General features: G+C 37.0%; 17 protein-coding genes and 1 pseudogene. 13 read left to right on the top strand and 5 right to left on the bottom strand.

The features are described 5' to 3' along the window. The first annotated feature begins 9 nt into the window (after positions 1-9). Both NHG49_RS22505 and pheA read left to right on the top strand, forming a co-directional pair. Positions 10-1,920 (top strand): ABC transporter permease, encoded by a 1,911-nt coding sequence (locus tag NHG49_RS22505; RefSeq protein WP_064474701.1) that lies wholly within the window; start codon positions 10-12, stop codon positions 1,918-1,920. 96 nt (positions 1,921-2,016) lie between these two features. After that, complete coding sequence (gene pheA, locus NHG49_RS22500; protein WP_064474702.1) at positions 2,017-2,868, top strand: prephenate dehydratase; 852 nt, start codon at positions 2,017-2,019, stop codon at positions 2,866-2,868. Between the two features lie 112 nt (positions 2,869-2,980). Here the strand turns inward: pheA and NHG49_RS22495 are convergent, their stop codons facing one another. The 3 genes from NHG49_RS22495 to NHG49_RS22485 all read right to left on the bottom strand — a co-directional run bounded on the left by NHG49_RS22495 (position 2,981) and on the right by NHG49_RS22485 (position 5,398). After that, positions 2,981-3,628 carry an MOSC domain-containing protein gene (locus tag NHG49_RS22495; protein WP_064474703.1) on the bottom strand — a complete coding sequence of 216 codons (648 nt, stop codon included), beginning with the start codon at positions 3,626-3,628 and terminating at the stop codon, positions 2,981-2,983. An 85-nt stretch (positions 3,629-3,713) separates the two neighbouring features. Beyond that, a complete protein-coding gene (locus NHG49_RS22490; protein ID WP_000812240.1) occupies positions 3,714-4,256 on the bottom strand; it encodes a transcription repressor NadR in 543 nt (180 codons plus the stop codon). After that, a complete protein-coding gene (locus NHG49_RS22485; protein ID WP_258126523.1) occupies positions 4,256-5,398 on the bottom strand; it encodes an IscS subfamily cysteine desulfurase in 1,143 nt (380 codons plus the stop codon). Before NHG49_RS22485 ends, NHG49_RS22490 begins: the two co-directional genes overlap by 1 nt. 151 nt (positions 5,399-5,549) lie before the next feature. On the opposite strand from NHG49_RS22485, the gene nadB reads away from it, so the two are divergent. The 5 genes and pseudogenes from nadB (at position 5,550) to NHG49_RS22460 (ending at position 11,975) form a co-directional block, all read left to right on the top strand. Next, positions 5,550-7,079 carry an L-aspartate oxidase gene (gene nadB / locus NHG49_RS22480; protein ID WP_088048073.1) on the top strand — a complete coding sequence of 510 codons (1,530 nt, stop codon included), beginning with the start codon at positions 5,550-5,552 and terminating at the stop codon, positions 7,077-7,079. 19 nt (positions 7,080-7,098) lie between these two features. After that, complete coding sequence (gene nadC, locus NHG49_RS22475; protein WP_154131245.1) at positions 7,099-7,932, top strand: carboxylating nicotinate-nucleotide diphosphorylase; 834 nt, start codon at positions 7,099-7,101, stop codon at positions 7,930-7,932. Between the two features lie 30 nt (positions 7,933-7,962). After that, a complete protein-coding gene (gene nadA, locus NHG49_RS22470) occupies positions 7,963-9,069 on the top strand; it encodes a quinolinate synthase NadA (protein WP_064474707.1) in 1,107 nt (368 codons plus the stop codon). A gap of 226 nt (positions 9,070-9,295) precedes the next feature. After that, a pseudogene (gene safA / locus NHG49_RS31735) lies at positions 9,296-9,452 on the top strand (SafA/ExsA family spore coat assembly protein); the annotation flags it as partial. Between the two features lie 1,875 nt (positions 9,453-11,327). Beyond that, positions 11,328-11,975, top strand: a complete 648-nt coding sequence (locus NHG49_RS22460) for a YhcN/YlaJ family sporulation lipoprotein (RefSeq protein ID WP_048562224.1) — start codon at positions 11,328-11,330, stop codon at positions 11,973-11,975. Positions 11,976-12,008: 33 nt separating this feature from the next. On the opposite strand, the gene NHG49_RS22455 is transcribed toward NHG49_RS22460, so the two are convergent. Further along, positions 12,009-12,452, bottom strand: a complete 444-nt coding sequence (locus tag NHG49_RS22455) for a branched-chain amino acid ABC transporter substrate-binding protein (protein ID WP_081257175.1) — start codon at positions 12,450-12,452, stop codon at positions 12,009-12,011. Between the two features lie 432 nt (positions 12,453-12,884). Between NHG49_RS22455 and NHG49_RS22450 the strand changes: the two genes are divergently transcribed. Further along, a complete protein-coding gene (locus tag NHG49_RS22450) occupies positions 12,885-13,415 on the top strand; it encodes a BofC C-terminal domain-containing protein (RefSeq protein ID WP_000871201.1) in 531 nt (176 codons plus the stop codon). Positions 13,416-13,426: 11 nt separating this feature from the next. On the opposite strand, the gene NHG49_RS22445 is transcribed toward NHG49_RS22450, so the two are convergent. Next, positions 13,427-14,371: an iron-hydroxamate ABC transporter substrate-binding protein gene (locus NHG49_RS22445; RefSeq protein ID WP_154131311.1), complete on the bottom strand. Its 945-nt coding sequence runs from the start codon at positions 14,369-14,371 to the stop codon at positions 13,427-13,429. Between the two features lie 188 nt (positions 14,372-14,559). On the opposite strand from NHG49_RS22445, the gene ruvA reads away from it, so the two are divergent. The 5 genes from ruvA to tgt are packed head-to-tail and all read left to right on the top strand — an operon-like array spanning position 14,560 to position 18,605. After that, the gene (gene ruvA / locus NHG49_RS22440; protein ID WP_000464511.1) at positions 14,560-15,177 is read left to right on the top strand and encodes a Holliday junction DNA helicase RuvA; all 618 of its coding nucleotides are present in this window, start codon (positions 14,560-14,562) and stop codon (positions 15,175-15,177) included. A gap of 5 nt (positions 15,178-15,182) precedes the next feature. Continuing rightward, on the top strand, positions 15,183-16,184 hold the full coding sequence (gene ruvB / locus NHG49_RS22435) for a Holliday junction branch migration DNA helicase RuvB (RefSeq protein ID WP_000344467.1): 1,002 nt from the start codon (positions 15,183-15,185) through the stop codon (positions 16,182-16,184). Next, on the top strand, positions 16,181-16,381 hold the full coding sequence (locus tag NHG49_RS22430; protein ID WP_000138162.1) for a DUF2905 domain-containing protein: 201 nt from the start codon (positions 16,181-16,183) through the stop codon (positions 16,379-16,381). The genes ruvB and NHG49_RS22430 overlap by 4 nt, the downstream gene beginning before the upstream one ends. Before the next feature lie 19 nt (positions 16,382-16,400). Beyond that, the gene (gene queA, locus NHG49_RS22425; RefSeq protein WP_064474710.1) at positions 16,401-17,453 is read left to right on the top strand and encodes a tRNA preQ1(34) S-adenosylmethionine ribosyltransferase-isomerase QueA; all 1,053 of its coding nucleotides are present in this window, start codon (positions 16,401-16,403) and stop codon (positions 17,451-17,453) included. 12 nt (positions 17,454-17,465) lie between these two features. After that, entirely contained in the window at positions 17,466-18,605 is a 1,140-nt protein-coding gene (tgt, locus tag NHG49_RS22420) for a tRNA guanosine(34) transglycosylase Tgt (RefSeq protein WP_000125362.1), read from the top strand. Positions 18,606-18,626 lie beyond the last annotated feature (21 nt).

Raw genomic sequence — 18,626 nt, 5'->3', positions numbered from 1 at the left:
GGACGATAGATGAACATTCGGCAACTAGCGCTGCAAAATATAAAAGGAAATTGGCGTAATTATAAAGTGTTTTTCTTAAGTAGTTGTTTTGCGATATTTGCGTCTTTTGCATACATGTCTGTCATTGTACATCCGTATATGCAAGAGACGATGTGGTATCAAAACGTACGCTGGGGACTTATCATATGTAATGTTATAATTATTTCTTTTTTCGTCATATTTATTTTGTACGCTACTTCTATTTTCATAGAGGCACGTAAGAAAGAATTAGGATTATATATGTTAATGGGAGCAACGAAATCTAACGTAATAGGAGTGATTATGACCGAGCAAATATTGATCGGGGTATTTGCTAATATTTTCGGTATTGGGCTTGGTATAATCTTTTTAAAGCTCTTTTTCATGGTGTTTAGTATGTTACTGGGGCTTCCGAAAGAACTCCCTGTCATATTTGATGTGAGAGCAATTGGGGGAACGTTTATTACGTATATGTTCGTATTTGTTGTTTTATCTTTTATAAGTGCTTTACGAATATGGAATATAAAAATCATTCGGTTATTGAAAGAATTTCGAGCAGATAAAAAAGAGAAGAAAACATCAATGTGGCTTTGTATATTCGGCTTTATTTGTTTAGGGATAGGATATGCGTTAGCGTTACAAGCGACGGTGATAACGATAGCATTCTATTTTTTCCCTGTGTCTATACTTGTCTTTTTCGGAACGTATTTTTCTTTTACACATGGCACTGCTCAAATATTAGAAATGATAAAACGAAATAAAAAGATTATGTATACATACCCGTATTTATTTATAGTGAATCAATTGTCACATCGAATGAAGGAAAATGGTCGTTTTTTCTTTCTAATGTCAATGGCAACGACGTTTGTAGTTACGGCAACAGGTACGGTATTTTTATATTTTTCTGGTATGCAAGATATGTGGCGGGGCGGGGGAGTACACTCATTTTCTTACATAGAAAAAGGTACTTCTTCTCATGAAGTCTTTGCGGAAGGTGCGGTTGAACAATTATTGCATCAATATGGGTATAATGATTTTCAAACTATGAGTTTTGTTGGAGTGTATGCATCTTTTCAGTCCAATAAGGGAGAAACAGAAGTAGCGCCGCTCATTAAAGAAAGTGAATACAATCAAGAGGCAAGAAAACAAAAACAGAAAACGTATCATCCTAAAAAAGGAACAGTTACACTCGTTTATTATAGTAAATACAATCATCCGTATATGTATGATCAAAAAGAGATTCAATTGCAAGTAATGAATCAACCATATCAATTCGTATTTAACGGTCAGAAAGAAGGGGTTCAATTTAACCATCATCCTTCGTACATTAATGGTCTGTTCTTCGTTATGAATGATGAAGATTTTGACAGTATAGCAAATCAGGTTCCTGATTCTGAAAAAATGATATATAGAGGCTACACATTACCAAATATCGAAAAGACGAAGAAATTAAATGAAGATTTACGGAAACATATGAAACAAGATAATAATGCATTTCGAAGCAATATGGAGTTATATGTAAATATGAAAGAAGGCGGCGATATTACTCTATTTTTAGGCTCATTTATTAGTATATTATTCTTTCTTACTTCATGTAGCATCGTATATTTTAAATGGTTTCATAACATTTCATCGGATCGTAAAGGGTACGGGGCGCTCTCTAAGCTTGGAATGACGAAAGAAGAAGTGTGGAAAATTTCCCGTTGGCAATTGTGTATGCTATTTTTTGCGCCAATTATAGTAGGAAGTATGCATAGTGCAGTTGCGCTATATACGTTTCATAATACGATCTTTATGGATGGTTCATTAAGAAAAGTAGGCTTGTTTATTCTGTTTTATATCGCTGCATGCATCGTTTATTTCTTTTTCGCTCAAAGAGAATATAGGAAACATTTAGACTAGCGAATGCTAGTCTTTTTTTAATATTCGAAATTTACATAGAAGAATATAAAAAAGTATGGTATAACAGTAAGAAAACGAAAAAGAGGGGAAAAGACGATGATTCGAGTAGGATATTTAGGACCAGAAGCAACATTTACAAATATGGCGGTGAGTCGTTTTTTTCCGGAAGCAGAGCATGTACCGTATCGCACGATTCCAGATTGTATTGATGCAGCTGCAAATGGAAATGTAGACTTCGCAGTTGTACCGTTAGAAAATGCCATAGAAGGTTCAGTGAATATAACGGTTGATTATCTTGTACATGAGCAGCCGCTCTCCATTGTAGGAGAAATTACAGTACCAATTCAGCAGCATTTACTTGTACATCCGCAGTATGCAGAAGTGTGGGATGAAGTATATGCGGTGCATTCTCATCCGCATGCCATTGCACAGTGCCACAAGTTTTTAAATGAAGAATTAAAAGGAGTAACTGTTCGAGATATGACATCAACAAGTGCTGCTGCGCAATATGTGAAAGAACATCCTGAAGAAAAAATCGCTGCTATTGCAAATGAAGCAGCCGCAGAAAAATATGGATTAACGATCGTAAGACGTAGCATTCATACACATAAAAATAATCATACACGCTTTCTCGTGCTCCATAAGAAAAAGAAAGCAATACTCCCAAATAACGGAGAAAACCGCGGAGAGAAAACGACACTTATGATAACGTTACCTGCTGATTATGCAGGGGCACTGTATCAAGTGTTATCAGCTTTCGCATGGAGAAAATTAAATCTATCAAAAATCGAGTCTCGCCCGATGAAAACAGGTCTTGGAAATTACTTTTTCTTAATCGATGTCGATAAAGCATACGATGATGTATTATTGCCAGGCGTAACGATGGAACTTGAAGCACTCGGCTTTTCTGTTACTGTGCTGGGGAGTTATTCTTCTTATTGGTTGTAAGAGAAGTGGATGAACTGTCGACATTTCCCTTCTAATCGCTGATATAATTTCATCGGATAATACATTTTGTGATAGAAAAATAGAATCCCACCTATAAATGGTGGGATTCTATTTATTTTAACTTCGCAAGACGATCTTCTAACTGACCACGCCAAATATCGGCTAGTTCTGGAACAGCAAGAATCTTTTCGATGCCATCTTTATCTTTTCTATTATGAAAATAAATTTCGTTAGAGAACAAAATAGAAACATTGCTCGGTTGACGTTCTAGTAATGTAATTTTAGAATCTTTACGTACAGTACCTTCTTGAAGAACGCGGCATAGGTAACCAGTAAATCCAGTTGCTACAATGCGAGGCAGTATGCCAGGAATACCGAGACGTTTTGAAATCGTGCTACAAGGTACTCTTGCTTGTGTAACCTGAATGATTGCTTCACCTAGTTGATATGTATCTCCAATGCAAACATCACGCTCTAACATATTTGTTACGGTAATGTTTTCGCCAAATGTGGAAGCTGGAAGCGTAGTTTGAAATTCTTCTTCCCATAGTGCGTAATGCTCATGTGGGTACACACAAACTGCGCGATCAGGTCCCCCGTGGTGTTTTAAATCTGCTACGTCATCACCGAGGAATCCGTCTTTTGAGAGGAAAGCTTCTTCTGTAAGTTCTTTACATATACCAGTAATCATTTCTTTATCTTCGCTATATTTCATTTGTTTCGGTTTGCCAATGCTAAAGTGAACGAGTTCGATTCCCATGTTTGATCCCCTTTACAATTGATTACAATATTATAGCATTAAAAAAGCACAGAGAATGATAAAAAAACTCTGTGCTTTACATGAATTAATAAACGAGAAATCCTGCTTTATCTAGTGCCTCGCAAGCAGCGTCTAATTTCTCTTTTGAGTCTGCCTCAATTGTATGTAAATGAATACCATCTGTTAGTTGCGAAAGATAGGAAGCATTCGTGTTTTCGATTTTTTGTAAATATTGCTCTACATCAAAGCGATTACTTACCATGATGGATGCTGTTAAGTCACCGTATACAGGATGCTCAACTTTTACATCTTTAATCGTAACGCCGTGGTCAACAAGCATTGTAAGTTCTTGACGTACTTCTGCTGGTTTATGTTGGCATACAATTACGCGTTCGAAAGCTTGTTGTTTCTCTTGTGGTTTTAAATATAAATATCCTTGAGCAGTTGCAATAATTGGTTCGTTTCGTGCTTTAAGCAAGGAAATATCTTGCACGATAACTTGTCGACTTACATTTGTTTTTTTCGATAGTTCATTCCCAGATAACGGTTCATTTGCAGCGAGAAGCCATTGAAGGATGAGCTGTCGTCTTTCTTCACCTAAAATCTTTTTTTGGTCATTTTGTTTCATTATGATTTAACACCTCTATAAAATTGATTTCCAATTGTGTGTAGTGCATGAATAGTAGTATCAATTTGATCTTTCGTTGTTTGTTGTCCGAAAGAGAAGCGAACATATTGTTTTGCCTCTTCATACGTTTTTCCAATTGCAAGCATTGTTTTCGAAGGTTCTTGTTTACCGACTTGGCAAGCACTTCCGGTGGAAATGGCAATACCATGGCGATTACATTCTAGCATTGTATATTGACCTTCTATTCCTTTTATTGTAACCCCAACAATATGTGGTAAACAAGAAGTAGAATGACCTTCTACTTGAATTTCTAGAGGGAGCGCTTGTAAATGTCTTAAAAAGTAGGATCGTAACTCTGTAAAACGTAAGTTTTCTTCCTGCTGATTTTTTAATATATTCTCAGCAGCTGTTAAAAAAGATGCGATGCCAGGAACGTTTACTGTACCTGGACGAAACCCTTTTTCGTGAGAAGTTCCCGGAAATATTTGTGCCCAGCGAACTTGGGGATTTATATAGCAAGCGCCAACACCCTTTGGTCCGTATATTTTATGTGCTGAAACAGAAAGACTATCAATCTCCATCTCAAAAACATTGATAGGAAGTTTACCAAATGTTTGTACACAATCTGAATGAAATAAAACGTTATATTTTTTTAAAAGTGCTCCGATCTCTGCGATGTTTTGAACGGTTCCAATTTCAGAGTTTCCGTGCTGTATACTTGCTAGAACAGTATTTTCTGTAATAGCTGATTCTAAATCATCTAAATGGATTACCCCGCTTTTATCAACAGGAATTTCAGTAATTGTATACCCTTCTGATTGTAAGGATTGAAAATAACTTCGAATGGATGCGTGTTCCATAGGTGTCGTAATAATGTGCTTCTTATTTCGAGCATTGAGAAGGGATTGAATCGCAAGGTAGTTGGATTCCGAGCCGCCGCTTGTGAAGAATACCCCTTGTTCCTTTCCGCCAACCATTTCAGCAAATGTTTTTCGGCAAACTTGTAATAAAGAAGAGGCTGTTCCTCCAATATCATGTAAACTTTGTTCATTTCCGAAGTATTGCGATGCTGCTTTCATATATGTGTGTAATGCTTCTTCACTCATAGGTGTAGTAGCTGCATAGTCAAGATATATCATCATGTAAGTTCCTCTCCCTAGTAAGAGTTACATTTCTTATATTTTTTTAATGGTAGTGAAAATAAGAATTATAAAAAACTCTTGTCATTATTTTAAAACTATGTAAATATAGGTGTCAAGACAGTTGAAAAGTGTAAAGTAGGAGGCAACAATTATGCCAAGTGCAGATGTCTTAATTATTGGAAGTGGCGTTGCGGCACTTCGTGTTGCGAAAGAGATTTGTCACGAAAAGAATGTGATTATTATCACAAAGGAAACAAATCGTAATAATAATACATATTTAGCGCAAGGTGGAATTGCCGCAGCGGTTGCTACATATGACAATCCAAATGATCATTTTGAAGATACGTTAGTAGCAGGATGTCATTATAACAATGAAGATGTGGTCCGTTATTTAGTCGAGGAAGGACCGAAAGAAATGAATAATCTCATTGAAAATGGAATGAAATTTGATGGAGATGAAACGGGTCCTCATCTTGGAAAAGAAGGCGCACATCGAAAGCGTCGTATTTTACATGCAGGTGGCGATGCAACAGGAAAGAATTTATTAGAGCATTTCATTCAAGAAGTAGCTCCGCACGTTACGGTAGTGGAACAGGAAATGGTGCTTGATTTTATTATAGAAAATGATAAATGTGTTGGAGTTTTAACAAGAACTAGTGAAGGAAAGTTGAAGCGTTACGTTGCAGAGTATACGGTGTTAGCAACAGGCGGGATTGGCGGTTTATACGCCTTTACTTCTAATGATAAGACAATTACGGGTGATGGACTTGCGATGGTGTACCGCGCAGGCGGGGAGCTCGTAGATTTAGAGTTTGTACAATTTCATCCAACAATGTTATACGCAAGCGGGCGATGCTGCGGCCTCGTCTCTGAAGCTGTCCGTGGCGAAGGAGCTGTCCTTATGAATGGAAAAGGGCAGCGTTTTATGATGAATATACACCCTGATCACGATCTCGCACCACGTGATGTAGTAGCAAGAGCGATTCATGAGCAGCTTTTGGCGGGTGAACAAGTGTATGTAAATATCGAGTCTATCCAAAATTTCGAAGAACGTTTTCCGACTGTATCATCATTGTGTAAAAAAAATGGTGTCGATATAAATGAAAAACGCATTCCAGTCGTACCCGGTGCTCATTTTCATATGGGCGGCGTGAAAACGAACTGTGATGGGGAGACGTCCATTCCAAATTTATATGCGGTCGGTGAAGTAGCTTGTAATGGTGTTCATGGAGCAAATAGATTAGCAAGTAATTCATTATTAGAAGGTCTTGTGTTTGGAAAAAGAATAGGACAACATATTTTAACCAAAGCGACAAAAGAAAGCTGGAACAACGTGGCTGAGAAGGAAAAAAAGTTTATTGTTCTGAATCATTTGCCGGCGAAAGAAGAAATACAAGAATGCATGATGAAATATGTTGGGATTGTGCGAACAGAGAAAAGTTTATCTTATGCAAAGAGATGGCTTAGTAAGTACGGTGTTCGAAATATGATATTACAACATGATGCTCTTACAAATGAAGAGATAACGCTTATTAATATGTTAACAGCCTGTGAGCTTATAGTCGTATCAGCTTTGCAAAGAGAAGAAAGTATTGGTGGCCATTATCGAAGTGATTATCCAGATAGAAATAGCGTAAAAAAAGAGATCGTTCGAGTGAAAAGAAAACTACAACTTGTGTGATGAAGGGAAGAGGGGCTCTATGAACACGATAAAAGTGAAAGAAGCATTAAATCGATTTTTTCTAGAAGATATAGGAGAAAGAGATGTCACATCTCAGCTTATTTTTCCAGACAATTTACTTTCAAAAGGAACGTTTCTTGCGAAGGATACAGGTGTCTTTGCGGGGCGTTTAGTAATTGAAGAAGGATTTAAATTAATTGATGAAAGAATTGAAGTGGAGCTTCATAAAAAAGATGGAGATCTTGTAGAAAAGGGCGAAATAGTAGCAACTGCGCAAGGGCCAATTGCTTCGTTATTAACGGCAGAGCGCGTTATATTAAACGTTATTCAGCGTATGAGCGGGATAGCTACGATGACACATAAAGCTGTCCTTGCTTTAGATAGTGGTCATACACGTATTTGTGATACGCGAAAAACGATGCCAGGGCTACGTATGTTTGATAAGTATGCAGTCGTGTGCGGAGGTGGATTTAATCACCGTTTCGGTTTATATGATGGTGTCATGATTAAAGACAATCATATTGCTTTTGCTGGTTCTATTACGAAAGCTGTTACATCGGTGAAAGAAAAATTAGGACATATGGTGAAAGTGGAAGTGGAAACAGAAACGGAGGAGCAAGTGAGAGAGGCTGTAGCTGCTGGTGCGGATATTATTATGTTTGATAACCGTACGCCAGATGAGATTCGGGAGTTTTCAAAGATTGTACCAAGTGCTATCGTTACGGAAGCATCAGGAGGCATTACAATTGAAGGTTTATCGAAATATGGAAAAACAGGGGTCGATTATATTTCACTTGGAGCGTTAACACATTCAGTGAAAGCACTTGATATTAGTTTCAATATTGAGGCGTAAGGAAAGTGGCTTAGAGGGGGAGAAAGGGATATGAGTATTTTAGAAAAAGTACAACCGATTGAAACGATGTTACCAGAGCGTTATTACACGATGTCAACAGAAGATATGGAAAAGCGTGTTCGTGAAATTAAAGAAAAAATGGGGAAAACACTATTTATTCCAGGGCATCATTACCAAAAAGATGAAGTGGTACAATTTTCTGATGCAGCAGGAGATTCGCTTCAGCTTGCGCAAGTTGCAGCGAGCAATAAAGAAGCAAAATATATTGTATTTTGTGGCGTACACTTTATGGCAGAAACAGCAGATATGTTAACGACAGATGATCAAATCGTTATTTTGCCAGATATGCGTGCAGGTTGTTCGATGGCAGATATGGCAGATATTGAACAAACAGAAAGAGCATGGAAAGAGCTCGCAAAATTATTTGGAGATACGATGATTCCGTTAACATATGTTAACTCTACAGCTGCAATTAAAGCGTTTTGTGGTCGTAATGGCGGAGCAACAGTAACTTCTTCTAATGCAAAACAAATGGTGTCTTGGGCGTTTACACAAAAAGAGCGTCTTGTCTTTTTACCGGATCAACATTTAGGAAGAAATACAGCATACGATTTAGGTATCCCGTTAGATAAAATGGCAGTATGGGACCCGCATACAGATTCATTAGAATACGATGGAGATATAGAAGGAATTCAAGTGATTTTATGGAAAGGGCATTGTTCGGTTCATCAAAACTTTACAGTGAAAAACATTGAGAATGTACGAAAAAATCATCCGGATATGAATATTATTGTACATCCGGAATGTTGTTATGAGGTCGTTGATGCTTCGGATTACGCAGGGTCAACGAAATATATTATTGATATGATTGAAGCAGCGCCACCTGGAAGTAAATGGGCAATTGGTACAGAGATGAATTTAGTGAACCGAATTATTCAGCAACATACAGATAAAGAGATTGTTTCACTTAATCCATTTATGTGTCCGTGTTTAACGATGAACCGAATTGATCTGCCGCACTTATTATGGGTGCTTGAAACGGTAGAAAGAGGAGAAGAAATTAACGTTATTAGCGTAGATAAACAAGTGACTGAAGAAGCGGTTCTCGCATTAAATCGTATGTTAGAGCGTGTGTAAAGCAACGGTATTTCTGTTGCTTTTTTTCATGCATATAATCATAACGAGAACGAAATGGGCATACATTGTTTTGAAGAAATCATTGCGATTTTTTTATGCTTATTCCACTTCTAATGATATTAAAAATCGAAGAAGTGATACAAGTGAACAGAAGTTAGCGTTATTTAGAAAGGGTTACTTCATGAGATTTGTTACTTATAGATAAGTTATACAGGAGGGGGAAAATTTGAAAATTCATATCGTGCAAAAAGGGGATACCCTTTGGAAAATTGCGAAAAAGTACGGAGTGGATTTTGATACGTTGAAAAACACAAATACACAACTTAGTAATCCAGATTTAATCATGCCAGGTATGAAAATTAAAGTACCATCAAACAGCGTTCACGTAAAACAACAGGCTGGGGCAGGTTCAGCACCTCCAAAACAATATGTAAAAGAAGTACAGCAAAAAGAATTTGCAGCAACACCAACGCCACTTGGAATAGAAGATGAGGAAGAAGTTACGTATCAATCAGCACCAATTACACAGCAACCTGCTATGCAACAAACACAAAAAGAAGTGCAAGTAAAACCACAAAAAGAAGTACAGGTAAAACCACAGAAGGAAATGCAAGTGAAACCGCAAAAAGAAGTACAGGTAAAGCCACAAAAAGAGGTGCAAAAAGAAAAGCCAATTCAAATAGAAAAACCAGTTGAAAAACCGTCTGTTATTCAAAAACCACCTGTTATAGAAAAACAAAAACCAGCAGAAAAAGAAAACACGAAGTTTTCGGTAAATGTATTACCACAGCCGCCGCAACCACCAATAAAAGCAAAAAAAGAATATAAAATTTCAGATGTAATTAAAAAAGGAAGCGAGTTAATTGCTCCTCAAATTACTAAAATGAAACCTAATAACATCATTTCTCCGCAAACGAAAAAAGATAATATCGTGTCACCGCAAGTAAAGAAAGAAAATGTAGGGAATATCGTGTCACCTCAAATAAAGAAAGAAAATGTAGGAAATATCGTGTCACCGCAAGTAAAGAAAGAAAATGTAGGGAATATCGTGTCACCGCAAGTAAAGAAAGAAAATGTAGGGAATATCATGTCACCGCAAGTGAAGAAAGAAAATGTAGGAAACATCGTGTCACCAAATGTATCGAAAGAAAATGTAGTTATTCCACAAGTAATACCGCCAAATATTCAAATACCAAACATCATGCCGATAATGGATAACAATCAACCGCCAAACATCATGCCAATCATGGATAACAATCAACCACCAAACATCATGCCGATAATGGATAACAATCAACCACCAAACATCATGCCGATAATGGATAACAACCAAATGCCAAATATGATGCCGATAATGGATAACAATCAACCACCAAACATCATGCCGATAATGGATAACAATCAACCACCAAACATCATGCCGATAATGGATAATAACCCAATACCAAATATGATGCCGATAATAGATAACAACCAAATGCCAAATATGATGCCGATAATGGATAACAACCAAATGCCAAATATGATGCCGATAATGGATAATAATCAAATGCCAAACATGATGCCGATAATGGATAATAATCAAATGCCAAATATGATGCCAATAATGGATAACAATCAAATGCCGAATATGATGCCAATAATGGATAACAATCAAATGCCGAATATGATGCCGATAATGGATAATAATCAACCACCGAATATGATGCCATATCAAATACCATACCAACAGCCTATGATGCCGCCAAATCCGTATTATCAACAACAAAATCCATATCAAATGCCATATCAGCAAGGAGCACCGTTTGGACCGCAATATACGTCTATGCCAAATCCAAATATGATGCCAATGGATAATAATATGCCGCCACTCGTACAAGGTGAAGAAGATTGTGGATGCGGAGGAGAGAGTAGGTTATATAGTCCTCAACCTGGAGGACCACAATATGCGAATCCTTTATATTATCAACCAACTCAATCGGCATATGCGCCACAGCCAGGAACGATGTATTATCAACCGGATCCACCAAATGTATTTGGAGATCCAGTTTCAGAAGAAGAGGACGAAGAGGAAGTTTAAAAAAGGTGGGATTATTCCCGCCTTTTTTTATGTAGAGTCGTTCTGAAAATGGAAGATTTACATCAAATGTTAGAAAATCCCCAGTGAAATATTAACAGTGTAAAAACCTTCTCTGTTACTCATCATAAGAGGGAGCTTTTCAGAAAAGAAGCTCATTCTAACAGAGGGGGTTTTTGTATTGAATACGAAAGTAAAAGTGATCGCTGCTTCTTTGTTAGTTACCAGTGCATTAGCTGCATGTGGTACACCAAAAGATAATAATGCAATGGATGGACGTAACTACAATTACGAGCGTACATCTTATAATGATACACATCAGTATCGTGATAATGTAACGCGTAATGATCGTTATACAGATTATGTAACATATAGAAATGGTCGTAATGATACAGGATATAACAATTATTACCGCGATGTAAATTACAACGGTCAAATTGCTAACCCGCATCCAACACGTAATATTACAATGAACAATTCATACATTAACAATGATGGTAAAACAGCAGAAAAAATAACAAATCGTGTAAAGCGTATGAATAACGTAGACCGCGTGTCTACAGTTGTATATGGAAACGATGTGGCGATTGCGGTAAAACCGCGTAATCCAGTATCGAATGAAACGGCACTTGCAAACGAAGTTCGTCAAGCCGTTGTAAATGAAGTTGGAAACAGAAATGTATATGTTTCTGTAAGAAATGACATGTTTACTCGTGTCGATGCAATGAGTACACGCCTACGTAACGGTACAGTTACAAACGATTTTAATCGTGATATAGGGAATATGTTCCGAGACATTCGTTACGGTTTAACTGGTACTATGCGATAGCAAAACAAAAGAGGAAGGGGTAGCCCTTCCTCTTTATTCATCGTTGTCTTGTAAACGACGTTTTTTAATGAAATAACTAATGGAATAAGAAATTAAAAAACATATAAAGAAAATACTACCTGTTAGAATAGCCTCAAAGAGAGGTCTTTCTGGACTGAAAATAATATAAATAATGGCTATAATAGTTCCTACAATAAGAGAGCGTAAAATAATTTTGTAATAAGGAGTTAACTTTATATCCTTTTCGCCTTCTTCTACATCGATAGAAACGCTTAACTGTAAATAACTAAGTACAATACTTGTAAGGATAAATAATAACCATAATGGAGATTTCGTAATTTGATCCATTCCTTCAGTGAATCCGATATATCCTAAAATGCCAATTATACCAAGCGATTGAAAAAGAAAGGCAATACGTATGTTTTTTAATGTTTTCAGAATGAGACGTTCATCCTTTATTTTTTTCACAATATCCATCTCCTGTTTATTATGATTTCGCTGTTATATTAATTGTAACATATATATTGCATTTATCAATTTATAATTTACATAAAGTTCGTTTGGGTGAAAGAGGAAATAAAATATTTTTATAAACATGTTGCACTTATAATTTATTAATGTTATATTAGCAAAGCGATGAGCTAATTTACGTAAGACGAGAGATATGCTTAAGTGCTAAACACGCGAATGTGGTCGCCTGGTCTCTCGCCGTAAACGCATCAAGACGCCTGCTTTGCAGGCGTCTTTCATTTTATATAAAAACAAATGCTAATGCAGATAAAGATAAAACTTTATCTGCATTTTTTATTTTCGAGAGAAATGTAATACGGTCATTTATATGGATAAAACCCCCATTTCCGGAAAAACTACTAATGAAAGTTTGATCTTGCCTAAAAGAGGTGAACGGAAATGAAATGGATACTGATTGCAGTACAAGCTTTCGTTATGATGTTTTGTTTCGTTTATGAAACGAATGTGAAGGCGGAAGGGCCAGTACCAGAAGTAACAGAAAAAGAGCCGGAAGTTACAATTTTATTAGAGCGAATGTATGTTGATGGAGAAGTAAGCGAGGAAATATTTACAGAAAAAGTAGCGGACTTAGAAAAGTTTCTACAGCAATATAAAGAATGGCAGCTCGTTGATCGTGATGATGTACAAATCGTATTACAAAAGAAAGTTGATGATATTTCTCCATTATTGAAAACGAGCGGATATTTTGGTGTGTCAGAGGAAGGGATATTACAAATTTTTAAAGGTGTACCGAAAAGTGATAATGCGATTCATTCCTTCTTTCAAATTGATATGAAAAAGCTGGAGAGTTATGAGCGTGCAAAATTGAAGCGTGGTATTCGCATTAAATCAAAAGAAGGTTTTGTGAAGACGATTGAAAAAATGAAGCAATACGCAGTGCAAAATAAGAAAAAAAGCAGCTCATGGTGAGCTGCTTTTTTTTACTTGTTTTTATCTAAAATTTGTTTTGCGATTTCATCAATTAGCATATCTTTTCCGATTGGATTGAAAGCTTTCGTATTGAAGATTTCATTTGATACTTCATATACGTGATTGTTTTTAACTGCTTTATTGTCTTTCCAAACGGCACTGTTTTTGTAGTCTTCGTAAACTTTATCAGCTTCGCCGCCAAAGTTTACAATAAACATTTGATCAGGTTGGAATGCAACAAGACCTTCTAGCGATACTTGTGCCATCGTTTGTTTTAAATCTGTACCTTTTGTTACTGGAAGTTTTAAGTCATTAAAGATGATGTCACCGTATCCGAAGCTACCGTATACACGGAAGTTTTGTGGTGTAACTGCGACGAACATAAAGTTCTCATCTTTTGTTTTTTCTTTAATTTTTTTAGATAAAGAGTCTGCTTTTTTATCGTAGTTTGCAATCCATTTGTCTGCTTTCTTTTCTTCGTCAAATAGTTTACCTACTTCTTTAAACTTACCGCGCCAGTCTTCTAAGTTTGTTTCTAAAACAACTGTTGGTGCAACCTTTTCTAATTGATCATAGATCTTCAACTGACGATTATTTAAAATAATTAAGTCTGGTTTTAATGCAGTAACAGCTTCTAAATCAACTTTAGGTGCCCAGTACCAACCTACTGCCTTTACGCCGTCTAATTTTTCTGTTAAATGATTTTGGATTTTATCTTTATATGTGTTTGCTGTACCAACAGGTTTGTGTCCAAGAAGTAATAATTCTTCTGTTGATCCAGATAGGTCAACAATTCTCTTTGGATTTACTGGAATTGTAGCTTCCCCTTTAGCGTGTTTTACAACTTTTGTTTTCGGTTGTTCTTTCGCTTTCGATTCTTCTTTTTGAGAAGAACAGCCAACGATAGAAAGAACAACTAGCATAATAGTAAATAAAATAAATAGCTTCTGTTTCATCCTGATGTAACCCCTTTAATTAGTATTGATAATCATTATCGACTTCTGTATATTAAGGTGCTTCATACTTTCTGTCAATGGAAAATAACAGAAGTTTTAAATAGAGAACATTTGTTGGGGTAGTCTCGCTTTTCTATCATTAAATATGTTAAAATGGAATACATGATTTAAGAGGGAGAGATCGTATTTTGTTTGAATATGTTACAGGTTACGTGGAATATGTAGGACCGGAATATGTCGTAATTGACCATAATGGAATTGGTTATCAAATTTTCACACCAAATCCGTATGTATTTCAAAGAAGTAAGCAAGAAATCCGTGTCTATACATATCATTATGTGAGAGAAGATATTATGGCACTTTACGGGTTTAAAACACGTGAAGAGCGTTTATTATTTACAAAGTTGTTAGGTGTGTCTGGTATTGGACCAAAAGGTGCTCTTGCAATTTTAGCATCTGGTCAAACAGGACAGGTCGTTCAAGCGATTGAACACGAAGACGAGAAGTTTTTAGTGAAGTTCCCGGGCGTCGGAAAGAAAACAGCACGCCAAATGATTTTAGATTTAAAAGGAAAACTAGCTGATGTCGTGCCAGATGCGTTTGTTGATTTATTCTCAGACACAGAACGTTTTGATGAGAAGAAAGGTTCATCAGCTGAGCTTGATGAGGCGCTGGAAGCTCTGCGCGCACTTGGATACGCAGAACGAGAAGTTTCTCGCGTTGTACCAGAGTTATTAAAAGAATCATTAACGACGGATCAGTATATTAAAAAGGCACTTAGTCTTTTACTAAATGGTAAGAGGTGAGTATAATGGACGAACGTCTCCTTTCAGGGGAATCTGCATATGAAGATTCGGATTTAGAATATTCATTACGGCCACAGACGCTCCGTCAGTATATTGGCCAAGATAAAGCGAAACATAATTTAGAGGTGTTTATTGAAGCAGCGAAAATGCGTGAAGAAACGTTAGATCATGTGCTTCTATATGGACCACCAGGACTTGGTAAAACGACGCTTGCCAATATTATTGCCAATGAAATGGGCGTAAATGTTAGAACAACTTCAGGCCCAGCAATTGAAAGGCCGGGAGATTTAGCAGCTGTATTAACAGCACTTCAGCCGGGTGATGTATTATTTATTGATGAAATTCATCGTTTGCATAGATCAATTGAAGAAGTGTTATATCCTGCGATGGAGGATTTTTGCCTTGATATCGTAATTGGAAAAGGGCCGTCAGCACGGTCTGTACGTTTAGATTTGCCTCCGTTTACACTAGTTGGAGCAACGACGCGTGCGGGGGCATTATCAGCGCCGCTTCGTGACCGTTTCGGTGTACTTTCAAGATTAGAATATTACACAGTAGATCAGCTTTCTGAGATTGTTGAACGTACAGCAGAAGTATTTGAAGTTGAAATTGATTCGTTAGCCGCACTAGAAATTGCAAGACGTGCTCGTGGTACACCTCGTATTGCGAATCGTTTATTACGACGTGTACGAGATTTCGCACAAGTTCGTGGTAACGGAACGGTTACAATGGAAATTACACAAATGGCGTTAGAACTACTGCAAGTAGATAAATTAGGTCTAGATCATATCGATCATAAATTATTACTTGGTATTATTGAGAAATTCCGTGGTGGCCCAGTCGGGTTAGAAACGGTTTCGGCAACGATTGGAGAAGAATCTCATACGATTGAAGATGTATATGAGCCATATTTATTACAAATTGGCTTTTTACAACGAACGCCAAGGGGCCGAATCGTAACGCCGCTTGCATATGAGCATTTCGGAATGGAGATGCCAAAAGTATGACGGAGATGCCAAAATTGCTTATTACAGCAGGTATCTTACTCATCGTTGTTGGATTAGCTTGGAAGTTCATTGGAAGGCTTCCAGGCGATATTTTTGTGAAAAAAGGAAACGTTACCTTTTATTTTCCTATCATTACATGTATTGTGTTAAGTATTGTATTATCTTTTATTATGTATATAATAAATCGATTTAAATAAGAAATAGGTGGATATAGTTATGGATATTAATCTGTTTGATTTTCATTTACCAGAAGAACTTATTGCACAAATCCCATTAGAAGATCGTGAAACATCAAGATTAATGGTGTTAGATCGTGAAACAGGCGATATTGAGCATAAACATTTTACAGACATTCTTTCTTACTTACATGAGGGGGATTGCTTAGTTTTAAATGAAACGAAAGTTATGCCTGCTCGTTTGCATGGTGTGAAAGAAGATACAGGCGCGCACATTGAAGTACTTCTTTTAAAACAAGAAGAAGGCGATAAGTGGGAAACGCTTGTTAAGCCAGCGAAACGTGTAAAAGAAGGAACTGTTATCTCTTTTGGCGAAGGGAAATTAAAAGCAACTTGTATAGGAACTGCAGATCAAGGTGGACGTCAGCTTGAATTTTCATATGACGGCATCTTCTATGAAATTTTAGATGAACTTGGGGAAATGCCACTTCCTCCATATATTAAAGAGACGCTAGAAGATCGCGATCGCTATCAAACAGTATATGCGAAAGAAATCGGTTCAGCAGCAGCGCCGACTGCGGGACTTCACTTTACAGAAGAGCTACTGGAGAAGTTAAAACAAAAAGGCGTTGGGTTAGCTTTCATTACACTTCACGTAGGACTTGGAACATTTAGGCCAGTTTCTGCAGATACGATTGAAGAACACCATATGCACGCAGAATATTACCATATGTCTGAAGAGACAGCGGCATTATTAAATCGTGTGAAAGAGAGTGGTGGACGTATTATTACGGTAGGTACGACTTCAACTCGTACGTTAGAAACAATTGCGACAGATCATGACGGCAAGCTTTGTGCTGCTTCGGGCTGGACAGACATTTTTATGTACCCAGGTTATGAATTTAAAGCAATTGATGGTTTAATTACAAACTTCCATTTACCGAAATCAACATTAATTATGCTTGTAAGTGCATTTGCAAATAGAGATAATGTACTTCATGCTTATAATGAAGCAGTAAAAGAAAAATATCGTTTCTTTAGCTTCGGTGATGCAATGTTCGTTGCATCTCACGCTAAAATGGGAAACAAATAAAAGGAGTAAATTATGACAGCAATTCGTTATGAATTTATTAAAACTTGTAAACAAACGGGTGCGCGTTTAGGACGTGTACATACGCCGCACGGTTCATTTGATACACCAACATTTATGCCAGTTGGTACACTTGCAACAGTTAAGACAATGTCACCAGAAGAATTAAAAGCAATGGATTCTGGCATTATTTTAAGTAATACGTATCATTTATGGCTACGCCCAGGTCACGAAATTATTCGTGAAGCAGGCGGTTTGCATAAATTTATGAACTGGGATCGTGCAATCTTAACGGATTCTGGTGGTTTCCAAGTATTCAGTTTAAGTGACTTCCGTCGTATTGAAGAGGAAGGCGTTCACTTCCGTAACCACTTAAATGGAGATAAATTATTCTTATCGCCAGAAAAAGCGATGGAAATTCAAAATGCATTAGGTTCAGATATTATGATGGCATTTGATGAGTGTCCACCATTCCCAGCTACTTTTGAATATATGAAGAAGTCTGTAGAACGTACAAGCCGTTGGGCAGAACGTTGTTTAAAAGCGCATGAACGTCCACAAGATCAAGGTTTATTCGGTATTGTACAAGGTGGAGAGTTCGAAGAGCTTCGTCGTCAAAGTGCAAAAGACCTTGTTTCAATGGACTTCCCTGGTTACGCTGTAGGTGGTTTATCTGTAGGTGAGCCGAAAGATATTATGAACCGTGTACTTGAGTTTACAACACCACTTCTTCCAGATAATAAGCCACGTTACTTAATGGGAGTAGGTTCTCCTGACTCATTAATCGATGGTGCAATTCGTGGTATTGATATGTTTGACTGCGTACTTCCAACTCGTATCGCTCGAAATGGTACATGTATGACAAGTGAAGGCCGTCTAGTTGTAAAAAATGCGAAATTTGCAAGAGATTTCGGTCCGCTTGATCCAAATTGTGATTGCTATACATGTAAAAATTACTCTCGTGCGTACATTCGTCACTTAATGAAATGTGATGAAACGTTCGGAATTCGTTTAACGTCTTATCACAACCTTCATTTTCTGTTAAACTTAATGGAGCAGGTGAGACAAGCTATTCGTGAAGACCGTCTTGGCGATTTCCGCGAAGAATTCTTTGAACAGTATGGCTTTAATAAACCGAATGCTAAAAACTTCTAATACATAATTTAAAAGGAGGAA

Origin of the sequence: Bacillus sp. IBL03825 (assembly GCF_024712505.1) — a bacterium.
Lineage (GTDB): Bacteria > Bacillota > Bacilli > Bacillales > Bacillaceae_G > Bacillus_A > Bacillus_A wiedmannii.
This window is presented reverse-complemented; position numbering and strand designations above follow the sequence as displayed.

What these genes read in the sequence shown, in the direction of transcription:
- NHG49_RS22505 (WP_064474701.1), top strand. Translation starts at nt 10, where the DNA reads ATGAACATTCGGCAACTAGCGCTGCAAAATATAAAAGGAAATTGGCGT.
- pheA (WP_064474702.1), top strand. Translation starts at nt 2,017, where the DNA reads ATGATTCGAGTAGGATATTTAGGACCAGAAGCAACATTTACAAATATG.
- NHG49_RS22495 (WP_064474703.1), bottom strand. Translation starts at nt 3,628, where the DNA reads ATGGGAATCGAACTCGTTCACTTTAGCATTGGCAAACCGAAACAAATG.
- NHG49_RS22490 (WP_000812240.1), bottom strand. Translation starts at nt 4,256, where the DNA reads ATGAAACAAAATGACCAAAAAAAGATTTTAGGTGAAGAAAGACGACAG.
- NHG49_RS22485 (WP_258126523.1), bottom strand. Translation starts at nt 5,398, where the DNA reads ATGATGATATATCTTGACTATGCAGCTACTACACCTATGAGTGAAGAA.
- nadB (WP_088048073.1), top strand. Translation starts at nt 5,550, where the DNA reads ATGCCAAGTGCAGATGTCTTAATTATTGGAAGTGGCGTTGCGGCACTT.
- nadC (WP_154131245.1), top strand. Translation starts at nt 7,099, where the DNA reads ATGAACACGATAAAAGTGAAAGAAGCATTAAATCGATTTTTTCTAGAA.
- nadA (WP_064474707.1), top strand. Translation starts at nt 7,963, where the DNA reads ATGAGTATTTTAGAAAAAGTACAACCGATTGAAACGATGTTACCAGAG.
- NHG49_RS22455 (WP_081257175.1), bottom strand. Translation starts at nt 12,452, where the DNA reads ATGGATATTGTGAAAAAAATAAAGGATGAACGTCTCATTCTGAAAACA.
- NHG49_RS22450 (WP_000871201.1), top strand. Translation starts at nt 12,885, where the DNA reads ATGAAATGGATACTGATTGCAGTACAAGCTTTCGTTATGATGTTTTGT.
- NHG49_RS22445 (WP_154131311.1), bottom strand. Translation starts at nt 14,371, where the DNA reads ATGAAACAGAAGCTATTTATTTTATTTACTATTATGCTAGTTGTTCTT.
- ruvB (WP_000344467.1), top strand. Translation starts at nt 15,183, where the DNA reads ATGGACGAACGTCTCCTTTCAGGGGAATCTGCATATGAAGATTCGGAT.
- NHG49_RS22430 (WP_000138162.1), top strand. Translation starts at nt 16,181, where the DNA reads ATGACGGAGATGCCAAAATTGCTTATTACAGCAGGTATCTTACTCATC.
- queA (WP_064474710.1), top strand. Translation starts at nt 16,401, where the DNA reads ATGGATATTAATCTGTTTGATTTTCATTTACCAGAAGAACTTATTGCA.
- tgt (WP_000125362.1), top strand. Translation starts at nt 17,466, where the DNA reads ATGACAGCAATTCGTTATGAATTTATTAAAACTTGTAAACAAACGGGT.